Origin of the sequence: Clostridium celatum, assembly GCF_021412605.1 — a bacterium.
Taxonomy (GTDB): domain Bacteria; phylum Bacillota; class Clostridia; order Clostridiales; family Clostridiaceae; genus Clostridium; species Clostridium celatum.
In genome coordinates, this window is record NZ_JAJKGM010000018.1 from 44,401 (window position 1) to 66,324 (window position 21,924).

Annotated in this window: 24 protein-coding genes, 1 tRNA gene and 2 other annotated features; of the genes, 2 read left to right on the plus strand and 23 right to left on the minus strand. The window is 30.4% G+C overall.

Features of this window, described 5'->3' with window-relative positions; all coding sequences use genetic code 11:
• Positions 1-176: 176 nt before the first annotated feature.
• The 17 genes from rplL to LPC13_RS09335 all read right to left on the minus strand — a co-directional run bounded on the left by rplL (position 177) and on the right by LPC13_RS09335 (position 13,221).
• Positions 177-542 carry a 50S ribosomal protein L7/L12 gene (gene rplL, locus LPC13_RS09255; protein WP_005212821.1) on the minus strand — a complete coding sequence of 122 codons (366 nt, stop codon included), beginning with the start codon at positions 540-542 and terminating at the stop codon, positions 177-179.
• A 33-nt stretch (positions 543-575) separates the two neighbouring features.
• Positions 576-1,079, minus strand: a complete 504-nt coding sequence (gene rplJ, locus LPC13_RS09260) for a 50S ribosomal protein L10 (RefSeq protein WP_040419260.1) — start codon at positions 1,077-1,079, stop codon at positions 576-578.
• 36 nt (positions 1,080-1,115) lie between these two features.
• Positions 1,116-1,244 (minus strand) — a sequence feature (ribosomal protein L10 leader region).
• 44 nt (positions 1,245-1,288) lie between these two features.
• Positions 1,289-1,978, minus strand: coding sequence for a 50S ribosomal protein L1 (gene rplA / locus LPC13_RS09265; protein WP_005212819.1), 690 nt, complete (start codon positions 1,976-1,978; stop codon positions 1,289-1,291).
• Positions 1,979-2,039: 61 nt separating this feature from the next.
• Positions 2,040-2,465 (minus strand): 50S ribosomal protein L11, encoded by a 426-nt coding sequence (gene rplK / locus LPC13_RS09270; RefSeq protein ID WP_195245061.1) that lies wholly within the window; start codon positions 2,463-2,465, stop codon positions 2,040-2,042.
• 80 nt (positions 2,466-2,545) lie between these two features.
• On the minus strand, positions 2,546-3,067 hold the full coding sequence (gene nusG, locus LPC13_RS09275) for a transcription termination/antitermination protein NusG (RefSeq protein ID WP_005212817.1): 522 nt from the start codon (positions 3,065-3,067) through the stop codon (positions 2,546-2,548).
• 40 nt (positions 3,068-3,107) lie between these two features.
• Positions 3,108-3,338, minus strand: a complete 231-nt coding sequence (gene secE, locus LPC13_RS09280; RefSeq protein ID WP_005212816.1) for a preprotein translocase subunit SecE — start codon at positions 3,336-3,338, stop codon at positions 3,108-3,110.
• Between the two features lie 50 nt (positions 3,339-3,388).
• Positions 3,389-3,538 carry a 50S ribosomal protein L33 gene (rpmG, locus tag LPC13_RS09285; RefSeq protein WP_055268369.1) on the minus strand — a complete coding sequence of 50 codons (150 nt, stop codon included), beginning with the start codon at positions 3,536-3,538 and terminating at the stop codon, positions 3,389-3,391.
• 173 nt (positions 3,539-3,711) lie between these two features.
• A complete protein-coding gene (tuf, locus tag LPC13_RS09290) occupies positions 3,712-4,905 on the minus strand; it encodes an elongation factor Tu (protein ID WP_234088760.1) in 1,194 nt (397 codons plus the stop codon).
• Between the two features lie 62 nt (positions 4,906-4,967).
• Positions 4,968-5,043 (minus strand) — tRNA-Thr (locus LPC13_RS09295).
• Positions 5,044-5,124: 81 nt separating this feature from the next.
• The gene (gene sigH / locus LPC13_RS09300; protein WP_005214307.1) at positions 5,125-5,769 is read right to left on the minus strand and encodes an RNA polymerase sporulation sigma factor SigH; all 645 of its coding nucleotides are present in this window, start codon (positions 5,767-5,769) and stop codon (positions 5,125-5,127) included.
• A gap of 31 nt (positions 5,770-5,800) precedes the next feature.
• Positions 5,801-6,313: an NYN domain-containing protein gene (locus LPC13_RS09305; protein ID WP_005214305.1), complete on the minus strand. Its 513-nt coding sequence runs from the start codon at positions 6,311-6,313 to the stop codon at positions 5,801-5,803.
• Positions 6,314-6,335: 22 nt separating this feature from the next.
• Positions 6,336-7,193, minus strand: coding sequence for a 23S rRNA (guanosine(2251)-2'-O)-methyltransferase RlmB (gene rlmB / locus LPC13_RS09310; protein WP_005214303.1), 858 nt, complete (start codon positions 7,191-7,193; stop codon positions 6,336-6,338).
• A gap of 20 nt (positions 7,194-7,213) precedes the next feature.
• On the minus strand, positions 7,214-7,624 hold the full coding sequence (locus tag LPC13_RS09315; RefSeq protein ID WP_005214301.1) for a Mini-ribonuclease 3: 411 nt from the start codon (positions 7,622-7,624) through the stop codon (positions 7,214-7,216).
• A 256-nt stretch (positions 7,625-7,880) separates the two neighbouring features.
• Entirely contained in the window at positions 7,881-9,281 is a 1,401-nt protein-coding gene (gene cysS / locus LPC13_RS09320) for a cysteine--tRNA ligase (RefSeq protein WP_005214299.1), read from the minus strand.
• A 35-nt stretch (positions 9,282-9,316) separates the two neighbouring features.
• The gene (locus LPC13_RS09325) at positions 9,317-11,026 is read right to left on the minus strand and encodes a proline--tRNA ligase (protein ID WP_040419765.1); all 1,710 of its coding nucleotides are present in this window, start codon (positions 11,024-11,026) and stop codon (positions 9,317-9,319) included.
• 153 nt (positions 11,027-11,179) lie between these two features.
• Positions 11,180-11,363, minus strand: a binding site (T-box leader).
• A gap of 67 nt (positions 11,364-11,430) precedes the next feature.
• Entirely contained in the window at positions 11,431-12,105 is a 675-nt protein-coding gene (gene ispD, locus LPC13_RS09330) for a 2-C-methyl-D-erythritol 4-phosphate cytidylyltransferase (RefSeq protein ID WP_195245063.1), read from the minus strand.
• A 12-nt stretch (positions 12,106-12,117) separates the two neighbouring features.
• Positions 12,118-13,221 (minus strand): PIN/TRAM domain-containing protein, encoded by a 1,104-nt coding sequence (locus LPC13_RS09335; RefSeq protein WP_005214292.1) that lies wholly within the window; start codon positions 13,219-13,221, stop codon positions 12,118-12,120.
• A 304-nt stretch (positions 13,222-13,525) separates the two neighbouring features.
• Between LPC13_RS09335 and LPC13_RS09340 the strand changes: the two genes are divergently transcribed.
• Positions 13,526-13,924 (plus strand): nucleoside triphosphate pyrophosphohydrolase family protein, encoded by a 399-nt coding sequence (locus LPC13_RS09340; RefSeq protein ID WP_005214290.1) that lies wholly within the window; start codon positions 13,526-13,528, stop codon positions 13,922-13,924.
• Between the two features lie 71 nt (positions 13,925-13,995).
• Here LPC13_RS09340 and disA read toward each other — a convergent pair whose 3' ends face one another.
• From disA to LPC13_RS09360, 4 genes are all read right to left on the minus strand, one after another.
• Positions 13,996-15,060 carry a DNA integrity scanning diadenylate cyclase DisA gene (disA, locus tag LPC13_RS09345; RefSeq protein WP_195245064.1) on the minus strand — a complete coding sequence of 355 codons (1,065 nt, stop codon included), beginning with the start codon at positions 15,058-15,060 and terminating at the stop codon, positions 13,996-13,998.
• 28 nt (positions 15,061-15,088) lie between these two features.
• Entirely contained in the window at positions 15,089-16,480 is a 1,392-nt protein-coding gene (gene radA, locus LPC13_RS09350) for a DNA repair protein RadA (RefSeq protein WP_005214287.1), read from the minus strand.
• A gap of 239 nt (positions 16,481-16,719) precedes the next feature.
• Positions 16,720-17,451 carry a glucosamine-6-phosphate deaminase gene (gene nagB / locus LPC13_RS09355; RefSeq protein WP_005214278.1) on the minus strand — a complete coding sequence of 244 codons (732 nt, stop codon included), beginning with the start codon at positions 17,449-17,451 and terminating at the stop codon, positions 16,720-16,722.
• Positions 17,448-18,170 (minus strand): GntR family transcriptional regulator, encoded by a 723-nt coding sequence (locus tag LPC13_RS09360; protein ID WP_005214276.1) that lies wholly within the window; start codon positions 18,168-18,170, stop codon positions 17,448-17,450. Before LPC13_RS09360 ends, nagB begins: the two co-directional genes overlap by 4 nt.
• A 127-nt stretch (positions 18,171-18,297) precedes the next feature.
• On the opposite strand from LPC13_RS09360, the gene LPC13_RS09365 reads away from it, so the two are divergent.
• Positions 18,298-18,459, plus strand: coding sequence for a hypothetical protein (locus tag LPC13_RS09365; protein ID WP_005214274.1), 162 nt, complete (start codon positions 18,298-18,300; stop codon positions 18,457-18,459).
• A 233-nt stretch (positions 18,460-18,692) separates the two neighbouring features.
• Here LPC13_RS09365 and LPC13_RS09370 read toward each other — a convergent pair whose 3' ends face one another.
• Together LPC13_RS09370 and LPC13_RS09375 are read right to left on the minus strand one after the other, a co-directional pair.
• Positions 18,693-21,131 carry an ATP-dependent Clp protease ATP-binding subunit gene (locus tag LPC13_RS09370; RefSeq protein WP_195245065.1) on the minus strand — a complete coding sequence of 813 codons (2,439 nt, stop codon included), beginning with the start codon at positions 21,129-21,131 and terminating at the stop codon, positions 18,693-18,695.
• Positions 21,132-21,246: 115 nt separating this feature from the next.
• Positions 21,247-21,702, minus strand: a complete 456-nt coding sequence (locus LPC13_RS09375) for a CtsR family transcriptional regulator (protein ID WP_040419761.1) — start codon at positions 21,700-21,702, stop codon at positions 21,247-21,249.
• Positions 21,703-21,924 lie beyond the last annotated feature (222 nt).

The window sequence follows — 21,924 nt, forward strand, 5'->3', positions numbered from 1 at the left end:
ATATATAATTATCCATAATGAATAGTACATTTAATGATAGTATCATAATGGATTTTTTTTGTCAACACTTTTACATATTATTTTTTATTCCTACAATTTTAGTAAATTTTATCATTTTCTGTATTTAGGCAATAAAAAAGGTGCTATTAAGCACCTTTTTATATAAAGTTAAGAAATTACTTAACTTCTACTTCAGCTCCAACTTCAGCTAATTTAGCTTTCATGTCTTCAGCTTCTTCTTTAGAAACAGCTTCTTTTAATGTCTTAGGAGCTCCGTCAACTATTTCTTTAGCTTCCTTTAATCCTAATCCAGTTATTTCTCTAACAACTTTGATAACTTTGATCTTGTTAGCACCAGCGTTAGCTAATACTACGTCGAACTCAGTCTTTTCTTCTGCTGCAGCACCTGCAACAGCTCCACCAGCAACAGCAACTGGAGCAGCAGCGCTAACACCAAACTCCTCTTCGCAAGCAGTTACTAATTCGTTTAATTCTAAAACAGTCATTTCTTTTATAGCTTGAATGATTTCTTCTCTTGTCATTTTAATTGCACCTCCAAAATTTTTATCAGTTTATTATTCAGCTGACTCTGATTCTTTTTTTTCTTTAATTGCATTTAATAAATATGCAAGGTTTGATAATGGAGCTTTGAAGCTTCCAAGAAGTTTTGCAATAAGAACTTCTTTTGATGGGATTGTTGCAAGTTTTTCAACTCCAGCCTTGTCATAAACAATACCGTCAACAACACCTGCTTTAAGTTCTAACTTCTTATGATCTTTAGCGAAGTTGTTTAATACTCTTGCAGGAGCAGTAGCATCTTCGTATCCGAATGCTATTGAAACTGGCCCTTCTAAGTATTGAACTAAATCACCTAGACCTAATTCGTTAGCTGCTAATGTTACTAATGAGTTCTTGTAAACTTTATATTCAACACCAGCTTCTCTTAAGCTCTTTCTTAACATTGTATCTTCTTCAACTGTTAATCCTTGGTAATTAGCTAATGCTACACCTTGAGCTTTTTCTAACTTTTCTCTTATCTCAGCTACCTTAGCTTCTTTGATTTGTCTATTCTTCTTTATCACTGTGTGTCCACCTCCTCACAGTTATTAACTGTAATATATATTAAGAAAGGTCTTCCCATAGACACAGGAAGACCAAATAATCACATATCTAGTATATCCTAGGTAGGCGATCACTTTAAACCTTTCGGCACCTACTGTCTACGGAAACAGTATTTTCTTTTTCACAACGAAATTTATTATACTATGTAAATTCCATTATGTCAATATTAATCTAAAACTTTAGTTGGGTTAATTTTTGCTCCAGGTCCCATTGTGCTTGAAACAGATACTGATTTAACGTATTGTCCCTTAGCAGCTGCTGGTTTAGCCTTTACTAAAGCGTCCATTAAAGCGTGGAAGTTTTCTTGTAACTTTTCAACACCAAATGATTTCTTTCCGATTGGGCAGTGAACGATAGCAGTTTTATCAACTCTATATTCAACCTTACCAGCTTTGATTTCAGCAATAGCCTTAGCTACATCAAATGTAACTGTTCCTGATTTTGGGTTTGGCATTAATCCCTTAGGTCCTAAAACTCTACCTAATCTACCAACTACACCCATCATATCTGGAGTAGCAACTACTACATCGTAATCGAACCAGTTTTCACCTTGGATCTTTTGAACTAATTCTTCAGCTCCAACGAAATCTGCTCCTGCTTCTTGAGCTTCTGTAGCTTTAGCACCTTTAGCGAATACTAAAACTCTAACACTTCTACCAGTTCCGTTTGGAAGAACAACAGCTCCTCTAACTTGTTGGTCAGCGTGTCTTGGGTCTACCCCTAATCTTACGTGTAATTCGATAGTTTCATCGAACTTAGCTTTTGCAGTTTTAACAGCTAAATCTAAAGCTTCAGCTGGTGTATATAAAACGTTCTTATCTACTAATTTTGAACTTTCAACATATTTCTTTCCCATTGTAATGCCTCCTTCGTGGTTTTAGCGGTTTTTACCTCCCACTTTTTTAAAAAAATTAGAATTACTCTGCTATAGTAACACCCATACTTCTTGCAGTTCCTTCGATCATGCTCATAGCAGTTTCGATTGAAGCAGCATTTAAGTCTGGCATTTTTAATTCAGCGATCTTTCTAACTTGATCCTTAGTTAATGTTCCAACCTTTGTTCTGTTTGGAACTCCTGAACCACTTTCTAATCCTAATTCTTTCTTGATTAGAACTGCAGCTGGTGGAGTTTTTAAGATAAAGCTAAATGATCTATCTTGATATACTGTTATAACAACTGGTATTATTAATCCAGCTTGATTAGCAGTCTTTGCGTTAAACTCCTTACAGAATCCCATAATATTAACACCGTGTTGCCCTAATGCTGGACCTACTGGTGGTGCTGGTGTTGCCTTTCCTGCAGGAAGTTGTAATTTTATCATTCCTGTTACTTTCTTAGCCATTTACTATTCCTCCTATACTGTGGTAATACGGACTTTGTCCTCCCACTTAATTAAAAACATTAGTTTTATACAATATAATATTAAACTAATTTCTCAACTTGGTTGAAATCTAGTTCGGCTAAAGTTTCTCTGCCGAACATGTCAATTAAAGCCTTTATCTTGTGCTTTTCAAGGCTTATTTCTTGGATTATCGCTACGAATTCTCTAAGCGGTCCTGAAATAACTCTTACGCTTTCTCCTACTTCTAAGTCAATATCTATAGGCATTTCAACAACTCCCATAGATTCTACTTCCTCTTCAGTAAGAGGTACTGGTTTAGAACCTGGGCCAACAAATCCTGTTACACCTCTTGTGTTTCTAACCACATACCATGACTCATCAGTCATAAGCATTTTTACTAACACATAACCAGGGAATTTCTTCTTTAAAGAAACCTTAGTCTTACCATCTTTCTCTTCAATAACTTCCTCCATAGGAACTTGAATGTCAAGAAGCAAGCTTTCAAGGTTTCTATTTTCAATAGTTTTTTCAAGGTTAGCTTTAACCTTGTTTTCATATCCTGAATATGTGTGTACTACATACCATCTAGCTCTTTCACTCATATTTACTATAGATGAGAAAACCCATCTAAACCTCCTTTGATTATAGTTTGAAAATTAATTTAAAGAGGTTTGTAAAAATATAATCTAACCCGCCTACTAATATAATATATATTAGTACGACTACGCCTACTGCAATTAACGCTTTTTTTGTGTCATCTTTAGAAGGCCAAGTTATTCTTTTAACCTCTGCCTTAAGTTCTCTAAAAAACTTAGAAAGCCCTCTGTTTTCAGAAGTTTTAGTATTAATATTTACATTTTCTTTAATAGCCATTACTTCACATCCTTAACTATTGCGAATATGTGTCATTCCTCTAAAGTCAACTATTTAGTTTCTTTGTGTGTTGTGTGTTTCTTACAGAATCTGCAATATTTGTGCATTTCCATTCTGTCTGGGTTATTTTTCTTGTTTTTCATTGTGTTGTAGTTTCTTTGCTTACACTCTGTGCATGCTAATGTTATCTTAACTCTCACAGTCTGCACCTCCAGTTATCCAAATAATTATATAAGTCTATATGATATTGTGTTATCTATTTCGTTAATTACTTAAACACCTTACCATAAAACCGATATTATGTCAATAATATTAGCTTGGTAAAGGACTAGGTAAACTAACCCAGCCCTTTTATATGTTAAGTAATTAATTACTATTCAACTATAGCAGTAACAACTCCTGAACCTACAGTTCTTCCACCTTCTCTGATAGCGAATCTTAAACCTTCATCCATAGCTACTTGAGTGATTAACTCAACGTTCATATCGATATGGTCTCCAGGCATAACCATTTCCATTCCTTCTGGTAATTTGATTGATCCTGTAACGTCTGTTGTTCTGAAGTAGAATTGTGGTCTGTATCCATCGAAGAATGGAGTATGTCTACCACCTTCATCTTTCTTAAGTACGTATACTTGACCTACGAACTTGCTGTGTGGATTTACTGATCCAACTTTTGCTAATACTTGACCTCTTTCGATGTCTGTTCTTTGAACACCTCTTAATAATGCTCCGATGTTATCTCCAGCTTGTGCTTCGTCTAGTAACTTTCTGAACATTTCGATTCCTGTTACAACTACTTTTCTCTTTTCTTCCATTAATCCAACGATTTCTACTTCGTCTGATACGTGAAGAATTCCTCTTTCAACTCTTCCTGTTGCAACTGTTCCTCTACCAGTGATTGTAAATACGTCTTCTACTGGCATTAAGAATGGCTTATCTGTTGCTCTTTCTGGAGTTGGGATGTAGCTATCTACAGCATCCATTAATTCCATGATGCAAGCTGTTGCTTCTGGATCTGTTGGGTTTTCTAATGCTCTTAAAGCTGATCCCTTGATTACTGGAATGTCATCTCCTGGGAAGTTGTATTCAGATAATAATTCTCTAACTTCCATTTCAACTAATTCTAATAATTCTTCGTCATCAACCATATCTGCTTTGTTTAAGAATACAACGATGTAGTCAACACCAACTCTTGAAGCTAGTAGGATGTGCTCTCTTGTTTGAGGCATTGGACCATCTGCTGCTGAACAAACTAAGATAGCTCCGTCCATTTGAGCAGCTCCTGTGATCATGTTCTTAACGTAGTCAGCGTGTCCTGGACAGTCAACGTGAGCGTAGTGTCTGTTTTCTGTTTCGTATTCAACGTGAGCTGTATTGATTGTGATTCCTCTTTCTTTTTCTTCTGGAGCCTTATCGATATCAGCGTAGTTGAACGCTTCTGCGAATCCTCTGTTTGCTAATACTGTTGTAATAGCTGCTGTTAATGTAGTCTTACCGTGGTCTACGTGACCTATTGTTCCGATATTTACGTGTGGTTTACTTCTTTCGAACTTTTGCTTTGCCATTTGAAAATTCCTCCTTATTTTAAATAAACTTTGCCTAGCGTTTGCATACTAAATTTATATAATGGAGCTCACGATCGGGATTGAACCGACGGCCTCCGCCTTACCAAGGCGACGCTCTACCGACTGAGCTACATGAGCATTAAAGCGTTATACACTTTAATATACCAATTATAAAGTTTACTATCATTTGTTTTTTTTGTCAATATGATTTTACCATTATTATTTGCTATCAGATAGGCATTTTTCAAGCTTTCTCTTAACCCTTTGAAGAGCGTTATCAATAGACTTTGCATGTCTATCTAAATCACAAGCAATCTCTTGATATGATTTGCCATCTAAATAAGATTGAAGAACTTCTTTTTCTAAATCTGATAGCACTTTTGATATTTCACCCTCTATATACTTCTTTTTCTCTTTACTTATAATAAGCTCTTCTGGATCAGTTATCTTCATACTAGATATTATATCCAAAAGTGTTCTTTCTGAATCATCTTCAGATACAGGTTTATTAAGAGAAATATATGTATTTAGTGGGATATGCTTTTGCCTAGTAGCTGTTTTTATAGCTGTTATTATCTGCCTAGTTATACATAACTCTGCAAAAGCTTTAAATGTTGTTGATTTCTCATAATTAAAATCTCTAATAGCTTTATATAACCCTATCATACCTTCTTGATAAATATCTTCTTTATCAGCTCCTATTAGGAAATATGATTTGGATTTTGCTTTCACAAAGCTTTCATATTTAGAAATAACATATTCTTGAGCCCTCACGCTTCCATTTTTCGCTTCTATGACTACCTCTTCTTCTGCTTTACTTTCAAATTCACTAGCTATTTCTTTTGAATATTCTTTGCTATTCACAATTTCCCCTCCAACCCCAAATTACTATTCTTTAGCTACGCCTTATCGCTTCTAACTTTTTTAAAATATCATCATCTATATTATCTTGAACTGTGCTCTCTCTTACTGCATTTGTTTTGCTTCTCACAGTTCTTTTTATATCCTCTGATGTATCAAAAATCATATTATAAAATTCAACACATGAAATTCTAGTTGCACCTCTCTGGAATATAGTTTGTTGCTCAAGAGAATCTGATGTTACAACTGAAACTTCAAAACGTCTACCTATATTGTGTATTTCTTTTTCAATATAAGCATCTGCAGTTTCTCCACTTTTAGTGAATACTACTGTAAGGTTTTTATTATACTCGTACTTACTTTCTAAATTTCGCGCAACTTTATATCCATCAAACACAAGCATTATTTTACATCCATGTATTGCTCCATAATTATGTAAAATATCAATTAGCTTTTGCCTCGCACTATCTAAACTAACTTCTTTTTCATGCTTTAAATTACTCCAACTATTAATCACATTGTATCCATCTATAAAAATAAATTTCACTTTTAACCTCTGTCGCTTTAAATTATTTAGTCAATCTTCCTTTTAATACCTCATACATCATTATACCACCTGCTACAGAAGCATTTAAAGAGTTAATTTTACCTATCATAGGAATTTTTACTAATAAATCACACTTTTTAAGAGTTAGATTTGATATTCCTTTCCCTTCACTACCTATTATTAAAGCACATGGACCTGAAAAATCTGTATTGTAGCTATAATCTTTACCATGAATATCAGCTCCGTAAACCCAAATACCTCTTTCTTTTAATAGATCAATAGTTGCGTTTATATTAGTAACTTTTGCAATTCTCATATGTTCTATAGCACCTGCAGCACATTTGTAAACCGTAGAAGTTACTCCAACATTTCTTCTCTTAGGTATTATTATTCCGTGAACTCCACAAAGTTCTGCTGTTCTTATTATTGAGCCTAAATTATGTGGGTCTTCTATTTCATCTAATATTACTATAAAAGGCTTTTCTCCTTTTTTTTCTGCATAATCTAATATATAACTTACTTCACTATATTTAAAAGGAGTAACCTTTGCAATAATACCTTGGTGATTTAAACCTTCACTCATAGTATCAAGTTTTCTTCTATCTGCTTCTTTAATAACTATACCTTTTTCTTTTGCAAGGCCTAAAGCAACCTTTATTGATCCTTCTAAATCTCCTTTAATAGCATATATACATTCTATAGTTCTATCACTTTTTAATGCTTCTATAACCGCATTTCTTCCTATAACTAAATCTTCTCTTACTGCTTCAATATTAGTTTCTTTTGCCGGTGCAAAACTCGCTCTTTCTCTTCTATTTTGTTTTTCTTGTAACTTATTAAATTCTCTTTCTCTTCTTCTAGGGTTTTCTCTTTTAGCCATATCTATTCTCCTTTTAGCTATTAGATTATCTTTAATGCATTTTCAAATACAAATTCTAATCTTTCATTATTACCAGTTAAATATAAGTATCCAACTAAAGCCTCAAATCCAGTTGCCATTCTATAGTCTCTTACATCTGCATTTTTTGGCACTGTTGCAGATTTAGCATTTCTACCTCTTTTAAATATGTAACTTTCATCTTCAGTTAAATATTCTTCTATAGCATGCATAATAGCACTTTGACTTTTTGCTTTTACATATCCAATTGCTTTTACATGCATCTTATGTGCACTTAACTCAATGTTGTTAGCTAATATAGAATTTCTTATAAAAAGCTCATATACACCATCCCCAACTAAAGCAAGTTGAAGTGGATTTAAAAGTCTAGCTTCTTTTTCAGTAAATTCTTTTACTTTTAAGTCCTTTAACATAAGTTCTCTCCTTATCAATTATAAAGGTAAAAATTCTTTCATTAAATATATTATCCATAAAATGTATAACTTATTAAAATAATACTTTTCAATAAATTATTATACATATTTATTAAACATGACAAATAGCAAATTTAAGATTACTCTCAACTTATAAATTGCTATTTTTATAAAATCTACATTAAGAAGAAACTACATATTTAGTAGTTTCTTCTTAAAACTTCATATTAATTATTTGCAATTTGTCACTTTTGAATTAGTCTACCTTTTTCCATCTTACTCCTTGAGGAGTATCTAAAAGTTCTATTCCTTTTGCTTTTAGTTCATCTCTTATCTTATCAGCTAAAGCAAAATTTTTATCTTTTCTAGCTTGTTGTCTTTCCGCAATTAATGCTTCAATCTCTTCTTCTAAGTTCCCCTTAGTAGTTTTTTGTAATATTCCAAGTGGAGCTCCAAGTTCTCTTATAAGAGATAATGCCTTTTCACATAATTCTTTAGATGAATTTATAGTTACATTACTATTTGTATCTCTTATTAAATCAAATAATACTGATATAGCATCTGCTGTATTAAAATCATCATCCATCTTTTCAATATATCTTTCTCTATATTGATTTAAAGATTGTAAATACTTAACTTCTTCATCATTCATCTTTTCTGTATTAACTTCAGTTATTAAGTTTTCTAAATTTCCTATAGCATTATATAATCTTTCAATTGATGCCTTAGCTGATTCTAATAAATCGTTACTGAAGTTTAATTGAATTCTATAATGACCTGATAGCATTAAGAATCTTATTACATCTGCATCATATTGTTTTAATGCATCTCTTGCTGTTAAAAAGTTGTTTAATGATTTAGACATTTTTTGATTATTAACATTTAAGAATGCTGAATGCATCCAATAGTTTGCAAACTTCTTTCCTGTTAATGCTTCACTTTGAGCTATTTCGTTCTCATGATGAGGGAATGATAAATCCATACCACCTGCATGTATATCTATAGTGTCCCCAAGTAATTTCTTAGCCATGCATGAACACTCAATATGCCATCCTGGTCTTCCTGGTCCCCAAGGACTTTGCCAAGCAGGCTCACCTGGTTTTTGAGCTTTCCAGATAGCAAAATCCATTGGATCTTCTTTTCTTTCATCAACATTTATTCTTGCTCCAGCTTGTAAGTCTTCTAAATTTTGACCTATAAGCTGACCATATCCTTCAAACTTCTTAGTTCTGAAATAAACATCTCCATTTACTTCATACGCATATCCTTTTTCTATTAATCCTTTAACAAACTTAATTATATCTGTAATAAATTCTGTTGCTCTTGGATTAATAGTAGCTCTTTTTATATTTAATCCATCAGCATCTTTGTAATATTCACAAATGTATTTATCACCAATTTCTTTTACTGTTGTACCTTCTTCATTGGCTTTATTTATCATCTTATCGTCTATATCTGTAAAGTTTTGAACATACTCTACTTCGTATCCTCTATACTCCATATATCTTCTTATAGTATCAAATACTATAAATGTTCTTCCATTACCAATGTGGAAGAAATTATATACAGTTGGACCACAAACATACATCTTAACTTTCCCTGGTTCTAATGGAACAAATTCTTCTTTTTTTCTTGTTAAGCTATTAAAAATCTTCACTGTGAGATCCCTCCCTTTCTTTTAGTGTATTAATATTATAATCTTATATTATTCTTTTCAAATTGAGATTTTACTGTTTCAATAACATCATCAATCTTAATTACTTCCATTTCTCCATCTCTTAATTTAAATTCAACTTCACCATCAGTTATTTTCTTACCAACTGTAACTCTCATAGGAATTCCGATAAGTTCTGAATCTTTAAATTTAACTCCTGGTCTTTCATTTCTATCATCTAATATAGCATCTACACCAATTCTTCTTAATTCTTCATATAGTTTATTAGCTATTTCCATTTGAGCTTCATCTTTAATATTTACAGGTATAACTGAAACATGATATGGTGCAACTGAAAGTGGCCATATTATTCCATTATCATCATGATGTTGTTCGATTATTGAAGCCATTGTTCTTGTAACTCCAATTCCATAACAGCCCATAACAAATGGAGTATTTTTCCCATTTTCATCTATGAATGTAGCATTCATAGCCTCTGAATACTTAGTTCCTAATTTAAATATATGCCCAACTTCTGTTCCTCTAGCTATAGTAACTTCTGCTCCACACTCTGGACACTTTTCTCCACTTTCTATGTTTCTAAAGTCTCCTACAGTTCCTTCGAAGTCTCTTCCATAATTAACATTTTTTAAATGATATCCTGTTTCATTTGCTCCAGTTATCATGTTATACATATAAGTAACTTCTTCGTCTACTAGTAATAAATCTACTTTTATTCCTACTGGTCCACCAAATCCAACTTCACAACCAGTTGCATTTCTATATTCTTCATGAGATGCCATTGCTATATCAGTTGCTGCATTTGCCGCATTTGATACCTTAACTTCATTAACTTCTCTATCGCCTCTAACAACTACGCCTACTATCTTTCCATCAACGTTAAACATTAATAATTTAACTGTTTTCTTTGGTGATACATTTAAGAAACTTGAAACTTCATCTATCCCTCTACTATCTGGTGTAGCTACCTTTTCCATTTCTAATAATTCTTCAACTTCTGCTCTTTCTGCTGTTGCTTCCGCTTTTTCTATATTTGCTGCATAATCACAAGCTGAACAGAATACTACATCATCTTCACCAACTTCTGATTTAACCATAAATTCTGCAGAGTTTGATCCACCGATTGCTCCTGAATCAGCAGCAACACATTTAGCATCTATTCCACATCTATTAAATATTTTTACGTATGCATCATGCATTTTATCGTAAGATACATCTAATCCAGCTTGATCTTTATCAAAACTATAAGCATCCTTCATTATAAATTCTCTTGATCTCATTACACCGAATCTTGGTCTTCTTTCATCTCTATACTTAGTTTGAATTTGATAAAGATTTACTGGTAGTTGTTTATATGATTTTATTTCATTTCTTGCTATATCTGTAAATACTTCTTCATGAGTTGGCCCAAGACAAAAATCTCTGTTATTTCTATCTTTTAATCTGAACATTTCATCTCCATAAACATCCCATCTACCTGACTCTTGCCATAATTCTGCTGGTAATACTGCTGATGCTAAAAATTCTTGAGCTCCTGCTTCATTCATTTCTTCTCTAACTATTTCTTCAATGTTCTTTAAAACTTTAAGACCTATTGGCATATAGTTATATACTCCAGCAGCCATCTTTCTTATCATTCCAGCTCTAAGCATAAGCTTGTGGCTATCTATTTCTGCTTCTGCTGGCACTTCTCTTAAAGTTGATACTAACATATTTGACATCTTCATAATTTGTTCCTCCATTTGTTGTATTTAATATTATAATTTTCATATTATTTAACTACTATACTATGTAACTATCTAAGAGTTATTAGTTCTTACTTTTTAGTTAACTTTTTCTAAATCAATAATTAGTAATTAAAAAAGTTCGCCCTAATATATAATTAGGGCGAACTTATATCCGCGGTACCACCTAAATTTGTGCTCTAATAATGATAACGGTGTTAAACCGATAGTTTTTACCTACAACTCAGAAGCTGGTTCAAAATCTATTTGAAAATCTTACAGCCTATGGATTTTCTCTCTGAATAAGGCGATTTCTACTATTCTTCTTCAATGCTTTACTAATTATTTTTTGATTATTTTATTATATAATCTTTAGTAAAACTCTGTCAATATACTGTAATTTAATTTTAAATTAGCATTTCTCCTAAAATTAAATCTTCTGGTGTTGTAACTTTAATGTTTGTATATTCTCCCTCATAAAGATAAACTTTATAACCATATTTTTCAACTACCATAGTATCATCCGTAACTACTTCCTTGTTTACCTTTACTTTTTCATGACATTTTAAAATTTCTTTATATTTAAATACTTGTGGTGTTTGAATTGCAACTAAACTTGATCTATCTGGTGTATTAATTGAAAAGTTATTTTCATTTTTAACTTTAATTGTATCCTTAGGCATAACACCTGGAGCTGCTGCTCCATATTCATTTGCATACTTTATTCCATCATTTATTATTCTATTAGAAATAAAAGGTCTTGCTCCATCATGAATAAGAACTATATCTGTTTCTGTATCTGCTATGCTTTTAAGCGCATTATATACAGAATCTTGCCTTTCTGTACCACCAAGCACTATTTTATCTATTTTTAAAGAATACTTTTTTAAAATTTCTTCTTTAAAATATGATACTTCATCAGGAGGTAATACTACTACTATATTATCTATATTTTTATTTTCTTCAAATTTCTTAATAGTATAATAAATAATAGGCTTTCCTTTAAGTTCTATAAACTGTTTACTTACAGAAGCACCCATTCTTTTACCTTTTCCTCCTGCTAATATAATAGCACTTATCATATAAATTCTCCTTTAATTATCTCTAGGTTTTGCAAAAATCATTCTTCCTGCTGCTGTTTGAAGCACAGAAGTCACTACTACAAATATTTCTTCTCCAATAAACTTTCGTCCACCTTCAACTACTATCATAGTTCCATCATCAAGATATGCAACTCCCTGAGTTGATTCCTTACCATCTTTTATAACTATGACTTTCATTTCTTCACCTGGAAGAACAACTGGTTTAATTGCATTTGCTAACTCATTTATATTAAGCACTGGAACTCTTTGAAATTCTGCTACCTTATTTAAGTTAAAGTCATTTGTTATTACTTTTCCACCTAATGTCTGTGCAAGCTTTAATAATTTAGCATCAACTTCAGCAATTTCTTTAAAATCACCTTCCCAGATTTGAGTCTCAATATCTAATTCTTTTTGAATCTTATTTAATATATCTAATCCTCTTCTTCCTCTATTTCTCTTTAATCCATCAGAAGAATCCGATATATGTCTAAGTTCATCTAACACAAAACTTGGAATCACTAAAGTTCCTTCTATAAATCCCGTTTTGCATAAATCAAATATTCTTCCATCAATAATTACTGACGTATCTAAAACCTTAGCATTACTTTTATTTAATCCCTTACTTTTCTTTTCCTTACTATTAGACTTCTTCATTATTGAAAATGTTGAAGAAATTTCATCTTTCTTTTTTATAGCTATTTCTGCACAAATAATAGCAGCAATTAATTCAAGTAAAACAAGTATTATAGGTCCTATTGCAGGGTGTACACTTTTAAATATTCCAGAAATAGGCAACCCTATAAAAGATGCAATTGTCAGTCCAACTAGTGTTCCCCCTGTACCATATAGTAATTCTGTAACACTTAAATTTTGAACACTCTTTCCAATTCTATCTATAATAGATGAAATTGTTTTATATATCCAAGGAGAAATAAAATAAAAAATAATTCCAAATAGTAAAATACAAAAAATATAAAATACTGTTATGCTGATTGGGCCTTGTAAAAATTTTATATTAAAGTTTTTTACAACAGCTAATATTCCTTCCCCAATAACATATCCAAGTATTAATCCTAAAAGAGTGAATATAATTTTTAGTCCTTTTTTAAACACTTTTTCACCTCCTACTTTTATGTATACTAAATAATATGTTTATATATTTAATATGCTTATTTTTATATTTTATATAATACTTATCTTTTGTTTATTATTAAATAATCATATCTATTATACCATAATATTCATATACTAGTATTTATAATTTTGAAAATAAATTTATAGAAATACCCCCTATGAATGTGTAGCCATGTTGTTTATTATAATATTAAACAACGTCTTCAAGGCTTGTATTGACAAAATTGTCTGAAAATACTTATAATTAAATAAAGAATATATTATTTCTAAGGAGTTGAAGTAAATGAAGGATATTATATTTGATAGTTTTCAAAACGATATCAGTGAATCTTTACTAAGGCATAAAAGTATTCTAGATGTTTTAACTAAATATACTGAATCTAGTGCTAGAGTTAATAGAGCTGTAGCTAAAGCTGTTACTAATTGTGGTTGTATTAAAATAAACGCATCTAAACAATGTTTGCCAAAAGACGACAACTCACTGGAAAGCTTATCTAATTGTTTAAAAACTCACATTGATGGATGCCTTTGTGATAATTGCCGTGAAGTAATTGAGCGTGAAATTGGGAACAATTTATTTTACCTTACTTCACTATGTAATCTTTTAGACATAAACTTATATGATGTTCTACTTAAAGAAAACGATAAAATAACTACATTAGGTAAATTCACTTTTAGATAAACACTAAAGCAGGTATAAACTTATACCTGCTTTTATATTTTCGCCATTTAAAATTATTAATATTCACTTTATTATATTTCTTTTTTCAAATATATTTGTTCTTTTATTCTTTTAAGACCACTTCTTATAGCAGTTGCTCTAGCCTCTCCAATACCTTCTACTTGATCTAATTCTTCACTACTAGCACTTATTACATACTTTAATTCTTTAAAATGCTTAATTAAATTCTCTATTACATTAGTTGGTATTCTAGGTATTTTGAATAAAACTCTATATCCTTTTGGAGAAATTAAAGTATCTACTAATGATACTCCTCCAAATCCAAGTACCTTTGCTATAGTATCTAAATCTACTAATTCCTCAGCATTTAATTTTTGTATTTCTTTATATATATTATTATAGTCATCATTTCTTACACAGTAATCTCTTATTAATAAGATACCATCTCTTTCTATATACCTTATTAATTCATTAAGTTGCATAGAAATTAATCTACCTTCATTTCCTAACTCTAAAATATACCTCTTTATTTCTTCTACAATTCTCATTACCATTTCTGTTCTTTGTATTGCTGTTACAACATCAAAAACTGTAGTTAAATCTTGAAACTCTAATATATTTAAATTATTAATAACACGCTCTAATACATTAACGTATTTTTCTAGGGTTTGAATAGCTTGATTAGCTCTAGCTAAAATAACACTACTATCTTGAAGAATATATTTAATATCACCTTTATATATAGTTATTATATTTCTTCTTTGTGATATAGCTACTACTATAGTATCTGTTTGTTTGGCAATTCTCTGAGCCGTTCTATGTCTTGTTCCTGTCTCATAAGTTGTAACAGATGGATCTGGTAGTAATTGTGCGTTCGCACAAACTATCTTTTTTAAATCCTCACTTAAAACTATCGCTCCATCCATTTTTGCAAGCTCATATATATATGCTGGTGTATATTCTGCATTTATATTAAAACCACCGTCTACGATTTCCATCACTTCATCCGAATCACCTAAAACAATTAAGCCACCAGTCTTTGCTCTTAATATATTCTCTAATCCCTCTCTCAAATTTGTACCAGGACTAACAATTTTTAATATATTTTTTATCTCATTATCATCCTTAATTCTCATATTAATCACCTATTTTTATTTTAAAATATTATCTATATACGTCAGCTATTACATCATTCAATGTCTTTAATGCCATTATCTTTATATTAGGAATTTTTACATCTCTTGAAAAAGAGTCTTTGGCTACATAAACTTTTTTAAATCCCATTCTAGCTAACTCTTTTACTCTAGTTTCAATAGACGGAACTTTTTTCAGTTCTCCTGTAAGACCTACATCTGCTATAAATGCAATATTAGCCTCTATTCCTCTTTGTTTAACAGATGAGACAATGCTCATAATAACGGCTAGGTTAATTCCCTGTTCCTTTATTCGCATTCCTCCAGTAGTCTTTATAATTACATTTTTATCATAAAGATTAATTCCACCTCTTTGCTCTAGAATAGAAATCAACGTATTAAGTTTATCTTTTCCTAATGTCTCTCCTATTCTTGTTGGATATGGAGTAAAAGTTTTAGACACAAGACTTTCCACCTCTGTAATTATAGGCCTCGATCCTTCCTTTATCACTGTTAATGTACTGCCCGAAACTACTTCACCCTCTTCTCTCTTTGTCATAAAAAATTCTGATGGATTATCAATAGACATCATACCTTTTTCAGACATTTGAAAAAATCCTGTTTCTCCAGTACTTCCGAATCTATTTTTAGAACTAACAAGCCCTCTAAGTTCTTCATCGGTATCACACTCAATTATTAAAACTGTATCAACTAAATGTTCTAAAGCTCTAAGTCCAGCAAGTTCGTCTGCCTTAGTCATCTGCCCAACTATAATTACAGCTCTCTGTCTCTTATCATCTTTAGCTATTCTTAAAAGTTCATTTGCACACTCCATTGTCTGAGTTGGGGATCCTGCTCTAGCTGGAAGAGATGCTTCCATAGTAAAAGTTTGTATACTATCTATAATTACTAAATCTGGATCTACTTCATTAATTGCATCTACCACATTATCCATACTAGTTTCTTGAACAACCCAAATATTATCATGAATTTTATTCAGTATTCTATCTGCTCTATTTTTAATTTGACTATCGCTTTCTTCTCCTGATGCATATATAACCTTATGCCCTTTTTGAGCTATACTATCAGCTACTTGTAATAAAAGTGTTGATTTCCCTGCACCTGGTCTTGCTGTTATGATTGTAATTGAATCTTTAACAATTCCTCCACCCATAACTCTGTCAAATTCATTTATTCCTGTTATTATTCTATCACTTTTACTAGATGTTACTTCCGATAATTTTTTGATAGGTTTTCTTGATATCTGCCTTACTCTAATAGCTTCCTTTACATTTTTATTTTGAACTACCTGTTGTTCTTCTTCAAATGTATTCCACTTACTACAATCAGGACATTTTCCCATCCATTTTGGTGATTCATATCCACATTCCTGACAAGTAAATATAGTTTTTATCTTTGCCATTTTTTCACCACTCTTTAATCTATTATAATACGAAACTCGTTCTCTATTCGTCGAATGAGTAAGTTCGAGTAACAAAATATACAATTTCTACTCTTACTTAAATTCAAATATACTCTATATAATATAACATACTTAAAATATAAAATATATAAAAATAAACCATAGAATTATCTCTAATTTCTATGGTTTATACTTTTTAATTTTTTTCTTTATAACACTAATATTTTACTAAGTTTATATTAGTAATTTAATAATTTTGCAGCATCTTTATCAACTATTACTACTGCATCTCTATGCATTTGTAACATTGATGCTGGATTTTCTGTAGTTATCTTTCCTGAGAATATTCCTTTGATTGCTTCTGCTTTACTTTCTCCTGATGCAATAAGAATAATTTTCTTTGCTTTCATTATTCCACCTACACCCATAGTTATAGCAGTCTTTGGTACATCGTCAATATTATCAAAGAATCTTGCATTTGCTTCAATTGTGTTTTGAGTTAAAGATATTACGTGAGTTCCTGCTGATAATTCAGTATCTGGTTCATTAAATGCAATGTGTCCATTATTACCTATTCCTAATAATTGAACATCTATTCCACCTAATTCTTTAATCTTTTCATCATACTCTTTACATTGAGCAGCTAAATCTTCTGCTAATCCATTTGGCACAAAAGTTTTTGTTATATCTACATTTATATGCTTAAATAAATTTTCATTCATGAAATGTCTGTAACTTTGTTCATGTTCTGGATTTAATCCTACATACTCATCTAAATTTACTGTTGTAACATTAGAAAAATCTAATTCTTTATTTTCATACATTTTTATTAATTCTTTATACATTCCTATTGGTGATCCACCAGTTGCTAGACCTAAAACAGCCTTAGGATTTTCCTTAATAACATTTGCGTACTCTTGAGCCGCTACTTTACTTAATTCTTCATAATTCTCAACAACTATTAATTTCATAATATTTCTCCCTCTTTCCTTGAAATGTTTACTATTAAACTAAATTTATCTGATTTATATAATGCCTCTTCTAAAAATAAAAGTTTATCTGTATTTGTAAAAGTTTTACTTGTTATTTTTAGTACAGGCGAATTCGCTTCACATTCTAATAATTCTTTTATTTCATCATCTGCACAAACAGCATTAATAGCTGAATTAGAATTATTAATTACATATCCAAAGCCTTCTAATATCTTATATAAAGATCCTGTTAGCATTTCTTCATTTATATGTCCACAATAATCCACTGGAATAAATACAGTTTCTACTGCTATACATTCATTATCAACTATTCTTTTTCTCTTTATTTCATATAGTTTGTCCAACATAAAGATATCTTGTAAATCATCTGGAGTATCAATAATCTCGAACTTAACTACTTTAGTTTCTAAAGTTTTTCCTATATGTTTTATAATTTCTGTAAAACTCATCATATCCTTTTGTTTTACTTTTTGTTCACATACGAAAGTTCCTCTACCCTTTTTTCTAGTTAATATTCCTTCTTGAACTAATTCTCCAATTGCTTGTCTAATAGTCATTCTACTAACTTCATATATCTCGCATAGTTCTCTTTCACTAGAAATACATTCTCCAGCCTTCCATACCCCATTAGCAATTTTTTTAGTTAAATCATTTTTTAACTGATAATATACTGGTATAGGACTATTTTTATCTATCATTATTATCACTCCCAACGCTATTATAATATATATATATATAGTTGTCTATACCAGTTGTTTTTATTTTTATGAATATTTTTTTATAATTTGGAAATGCTATGAATATTAAAAGTAAGGAGTTGGTATTTTGATAGATAAATCTTATTATGATAATATACCTTCAAAAAACATATTAAATAACTATAAACCTAAAACTCTAACTAGCAATCTCAATAGTACTTATTTTGATTCTTCTTTAGAAAATATGATTATTAATTCTAATTTAGATGATGAAAATATTATTAAATAGAATTTAATTTTTAGTATCTTAGTTATTATCAATTACTTACATAGTAAAATTATTATTAAACCTTTTATAGTTATTAATAAAATTAATCCTTAACTTGTTTAATAAAAAAATTAAGGGTATAGATAAAAATAATTTAAATCTATACCCTTAATTTTTTTATTATATTTTTAAACCTATATTTTTTAAATTCTATTTCATTAATAAATAAAAAATATTAGTTTTATCTTTAAGTTCTATTGATGAGAAAACTTTAAACTTTCATCCTTACATTCCACTTTTAGTTTATCTCCTATCTTAATTTCTCCCTTAAGAAGTTCATCACTTAACTTATCAACTATCTCTCTATTAATTATTCCTCTTAACGGTCTTGCCCCAAACTCAAGATTTTTATTTTTTTCTATCAAAAAGTTATTTAAATCCTCATCATAAATAAGATCTATATTCTTCATCTTTAATCTTTCAATAGTATCCTTTAGCATTATATTTACTATTTTTAATGTATCTTCCTTCTTTAATTGATTGAATACAATTATATCATCTACTCTATTCAAAAACTCTGGTTTAAATGCTGTTTTTAATTCTTCTAAAATCATATTTTTCATTTTTTCATACTGAGTTTCGTTTGCAGTATCATCACTGGAAAATCCCATGACTCTTTGTTTCTTAATTTTATCTGCCCCTACATTTGAAGTCATTATTATTATAGTATTTTTAAAATCTATAACTTTACCTTTTCCATCTGTTAATCTTCCATCTTCCATAATTTGAAGTAAAATATTAAATACATCTGGATGAGCTTTTTCTATTTCATCTAATAAAACTACAGAATAAGGTTTCCTTCTAACAGCCTCTGATAGCTGTCCGCCTTCTTCATATCCTACATATCCTGGAGGAGCTCCAATAAGTCTAGAAACAGAATGCTTTTCCATATATTCTGACATATCTACTCTAATTAAATTAGCACTTTTCCCAAACATAACTTCTGCTAATACATTACATAGCTCTGTTTTTCCAACTCCTGTTGGTCCACAAAATATAAAAGTTCCTATTGGTCGATTAGGATTTTTAAGTCCTACTCTAGCTCTCTTTACTGCTCTTGTTAAAGCCTTTATTGCTTCATCTTGACCAATAACCCTACTTTTTAGTAATTCTTCTAATTTTAATAATTTGTCAGATTCCTTTTCTGTCAGCTTTTCTAAAGGAACCTTAGCCCATATTGATACAACAGTTGCTATATCATCTTCATCTACTATTTGAACTTCAGTACAACTATGAGTTCTCCACTCTTCCTTTATCACTTCAAATTCTTCTTTTAGTTGTTTTTCTTTATCTCTTAATCTTGCCGCTTTTTCAAAATCTTGATTTCTAATAGTATCTTCTTTTTCATTTATAACCTTTTCTATATCAAGCTCTTTTTGTTTAATTTCTGGTGGCAAAGTTAATCTAGATATTCTTACCTTTGCTGCTGCTTCATCTATTAAATCTATTGCTTTATCTGGCATATATCTATCTGTAATATATCTATCTGCCAATTCAACAGCCATCTTTAATGCACCATCGGTAATTTTAACTTTATGATGTGATTCATACTTATCTCTTAATCCAAATAGAATATTTAAAGTTTCTTCTTTAGTTGGTTGTTCTACATTGACTGTTTGAAAACGTCTCTCCAATGCAGCATCCTTTTCAATATGCTTTCTATATTCATCAATAGTAGTTGCTCCAATACACTTTATTTCTCCTCTAGCTAATGCAGGTTTTAATATATTCGATGCATCAATAGCACCTTCTGCTCCACCAGCTCCAACTATTGTATGGATCTCATCTATGAATATAATAATATCTTCTTCATTTTTTAGTTCATTCATTACTTTTTTTAGACGTTCTTCAAATTCCCCTCTATATTTTGCCCCAGCTACCATTGCTGTAATATCCAAAACTAATAATCTTTTATCCTTTAAACCTTCTGGAATATCTCCAGATACCATTCTTTGAGCTAATCCTTCTATTATAGCTGTTTTTCCTACTCCTGGTTCACCTATTAAACATGGGTTATTTTTAATTCTTCTACACAATATTTCTAAAACTCTTTGCGTTTCTTTGTCCCTTCCTATAACAGGGTCTAACTTTTCTTCCCTTGCACATTGAGTTAAATCCCTACTATATTGATCTAAAACAGGAGTTTTATTTTGCTTCTTTTCTTTTGGAGTTGATTTTTTATTTTCCTTGAATTCATTACCGTGTATATACTTATCTAGCTCTAATTTAAGTGAAGAAAAATCTACTTTACAACTTGTAAGAATAGTATAAGCAACACCTTCACCTTCATTTATTAATGCTAATAATATATGCTCTGGATTAATAAAACTATTTCCATACTTTCTTGCTATCTCTAAACTATCATCAAATAATCTCTTTGCTCTTGGAGTTAGTAACATTTCACCTGTAGATATTTCGTCATCACCAAAGCCTAAATAATCTTCAGTCATCTTTCTCACTTTATCTATTGTAACACCCTTACTTATTAGTAATTGACCTGCATATCCATTTTCTTTTAATATGCCTAATAGCACATGCTCTGTACCAATATACCCGTGTTTAAAATTTTGAGACTCTTGTTGAGCCTCAACTAATATAATTTGTGCTCTTTCTGTAAACCTCCCAAATATCATACTGTCACCTCCATACATTAACTAATAATATATAGTTTTAATTATTATACTGCGTAGATATGAATTGTTTTTGCTATTGTATTTTCTAACTAATGATGAGCCCTATATATAATTATTATGATAAAATTACCGTTATCATACCCTTTAACATTTCTGCCCTAATTATATTTTTATTTTCTGCAGAAGATAATGTTCTATCATTAATTGATATTTTTATTAATTCAAATTCTTTTCTAGTAATAAATTTACTTTCATATAAATGCTCAATAATAGATAATGCAGCATTATAAGTTAAACTATTTCCTATAGCTTCATTTAATAACTCTAATCTTTTTGATTTACTATCATAATCAATTTTTTTAATTATGATATAACCTCCACCACCTCTTCTGCTTTCAATTACATATCCCTTTTCTATAGTAAATCTAGTTGTTAATACGTAATTTATTTGAGATGGTGCACAATTAAATTTATCTGCTAATTCATTTCTCTGTATAATTACCTCCTTATCATTTTTATCATTAATCATACAGTTAATAAAATCTGCTATTATATCTGAAATTCTTGCCATAATTTCACCTTCCTAAACACTTTGACCTTATTTGACTTTAATTATATATAAAAAATTTTTAAGTGTCTATGTAGTTACCAATATTTTTTTTAATATACTCCACTCTTTCAGTAAATGTTATAAATTAAACATATGTATTATTAACTAAATCGAGTAGGAGGAAAATAATTATTTTATTTTCCGTCCTCTCACACCACCGTGCGTACCGGTCTGGTACACGGC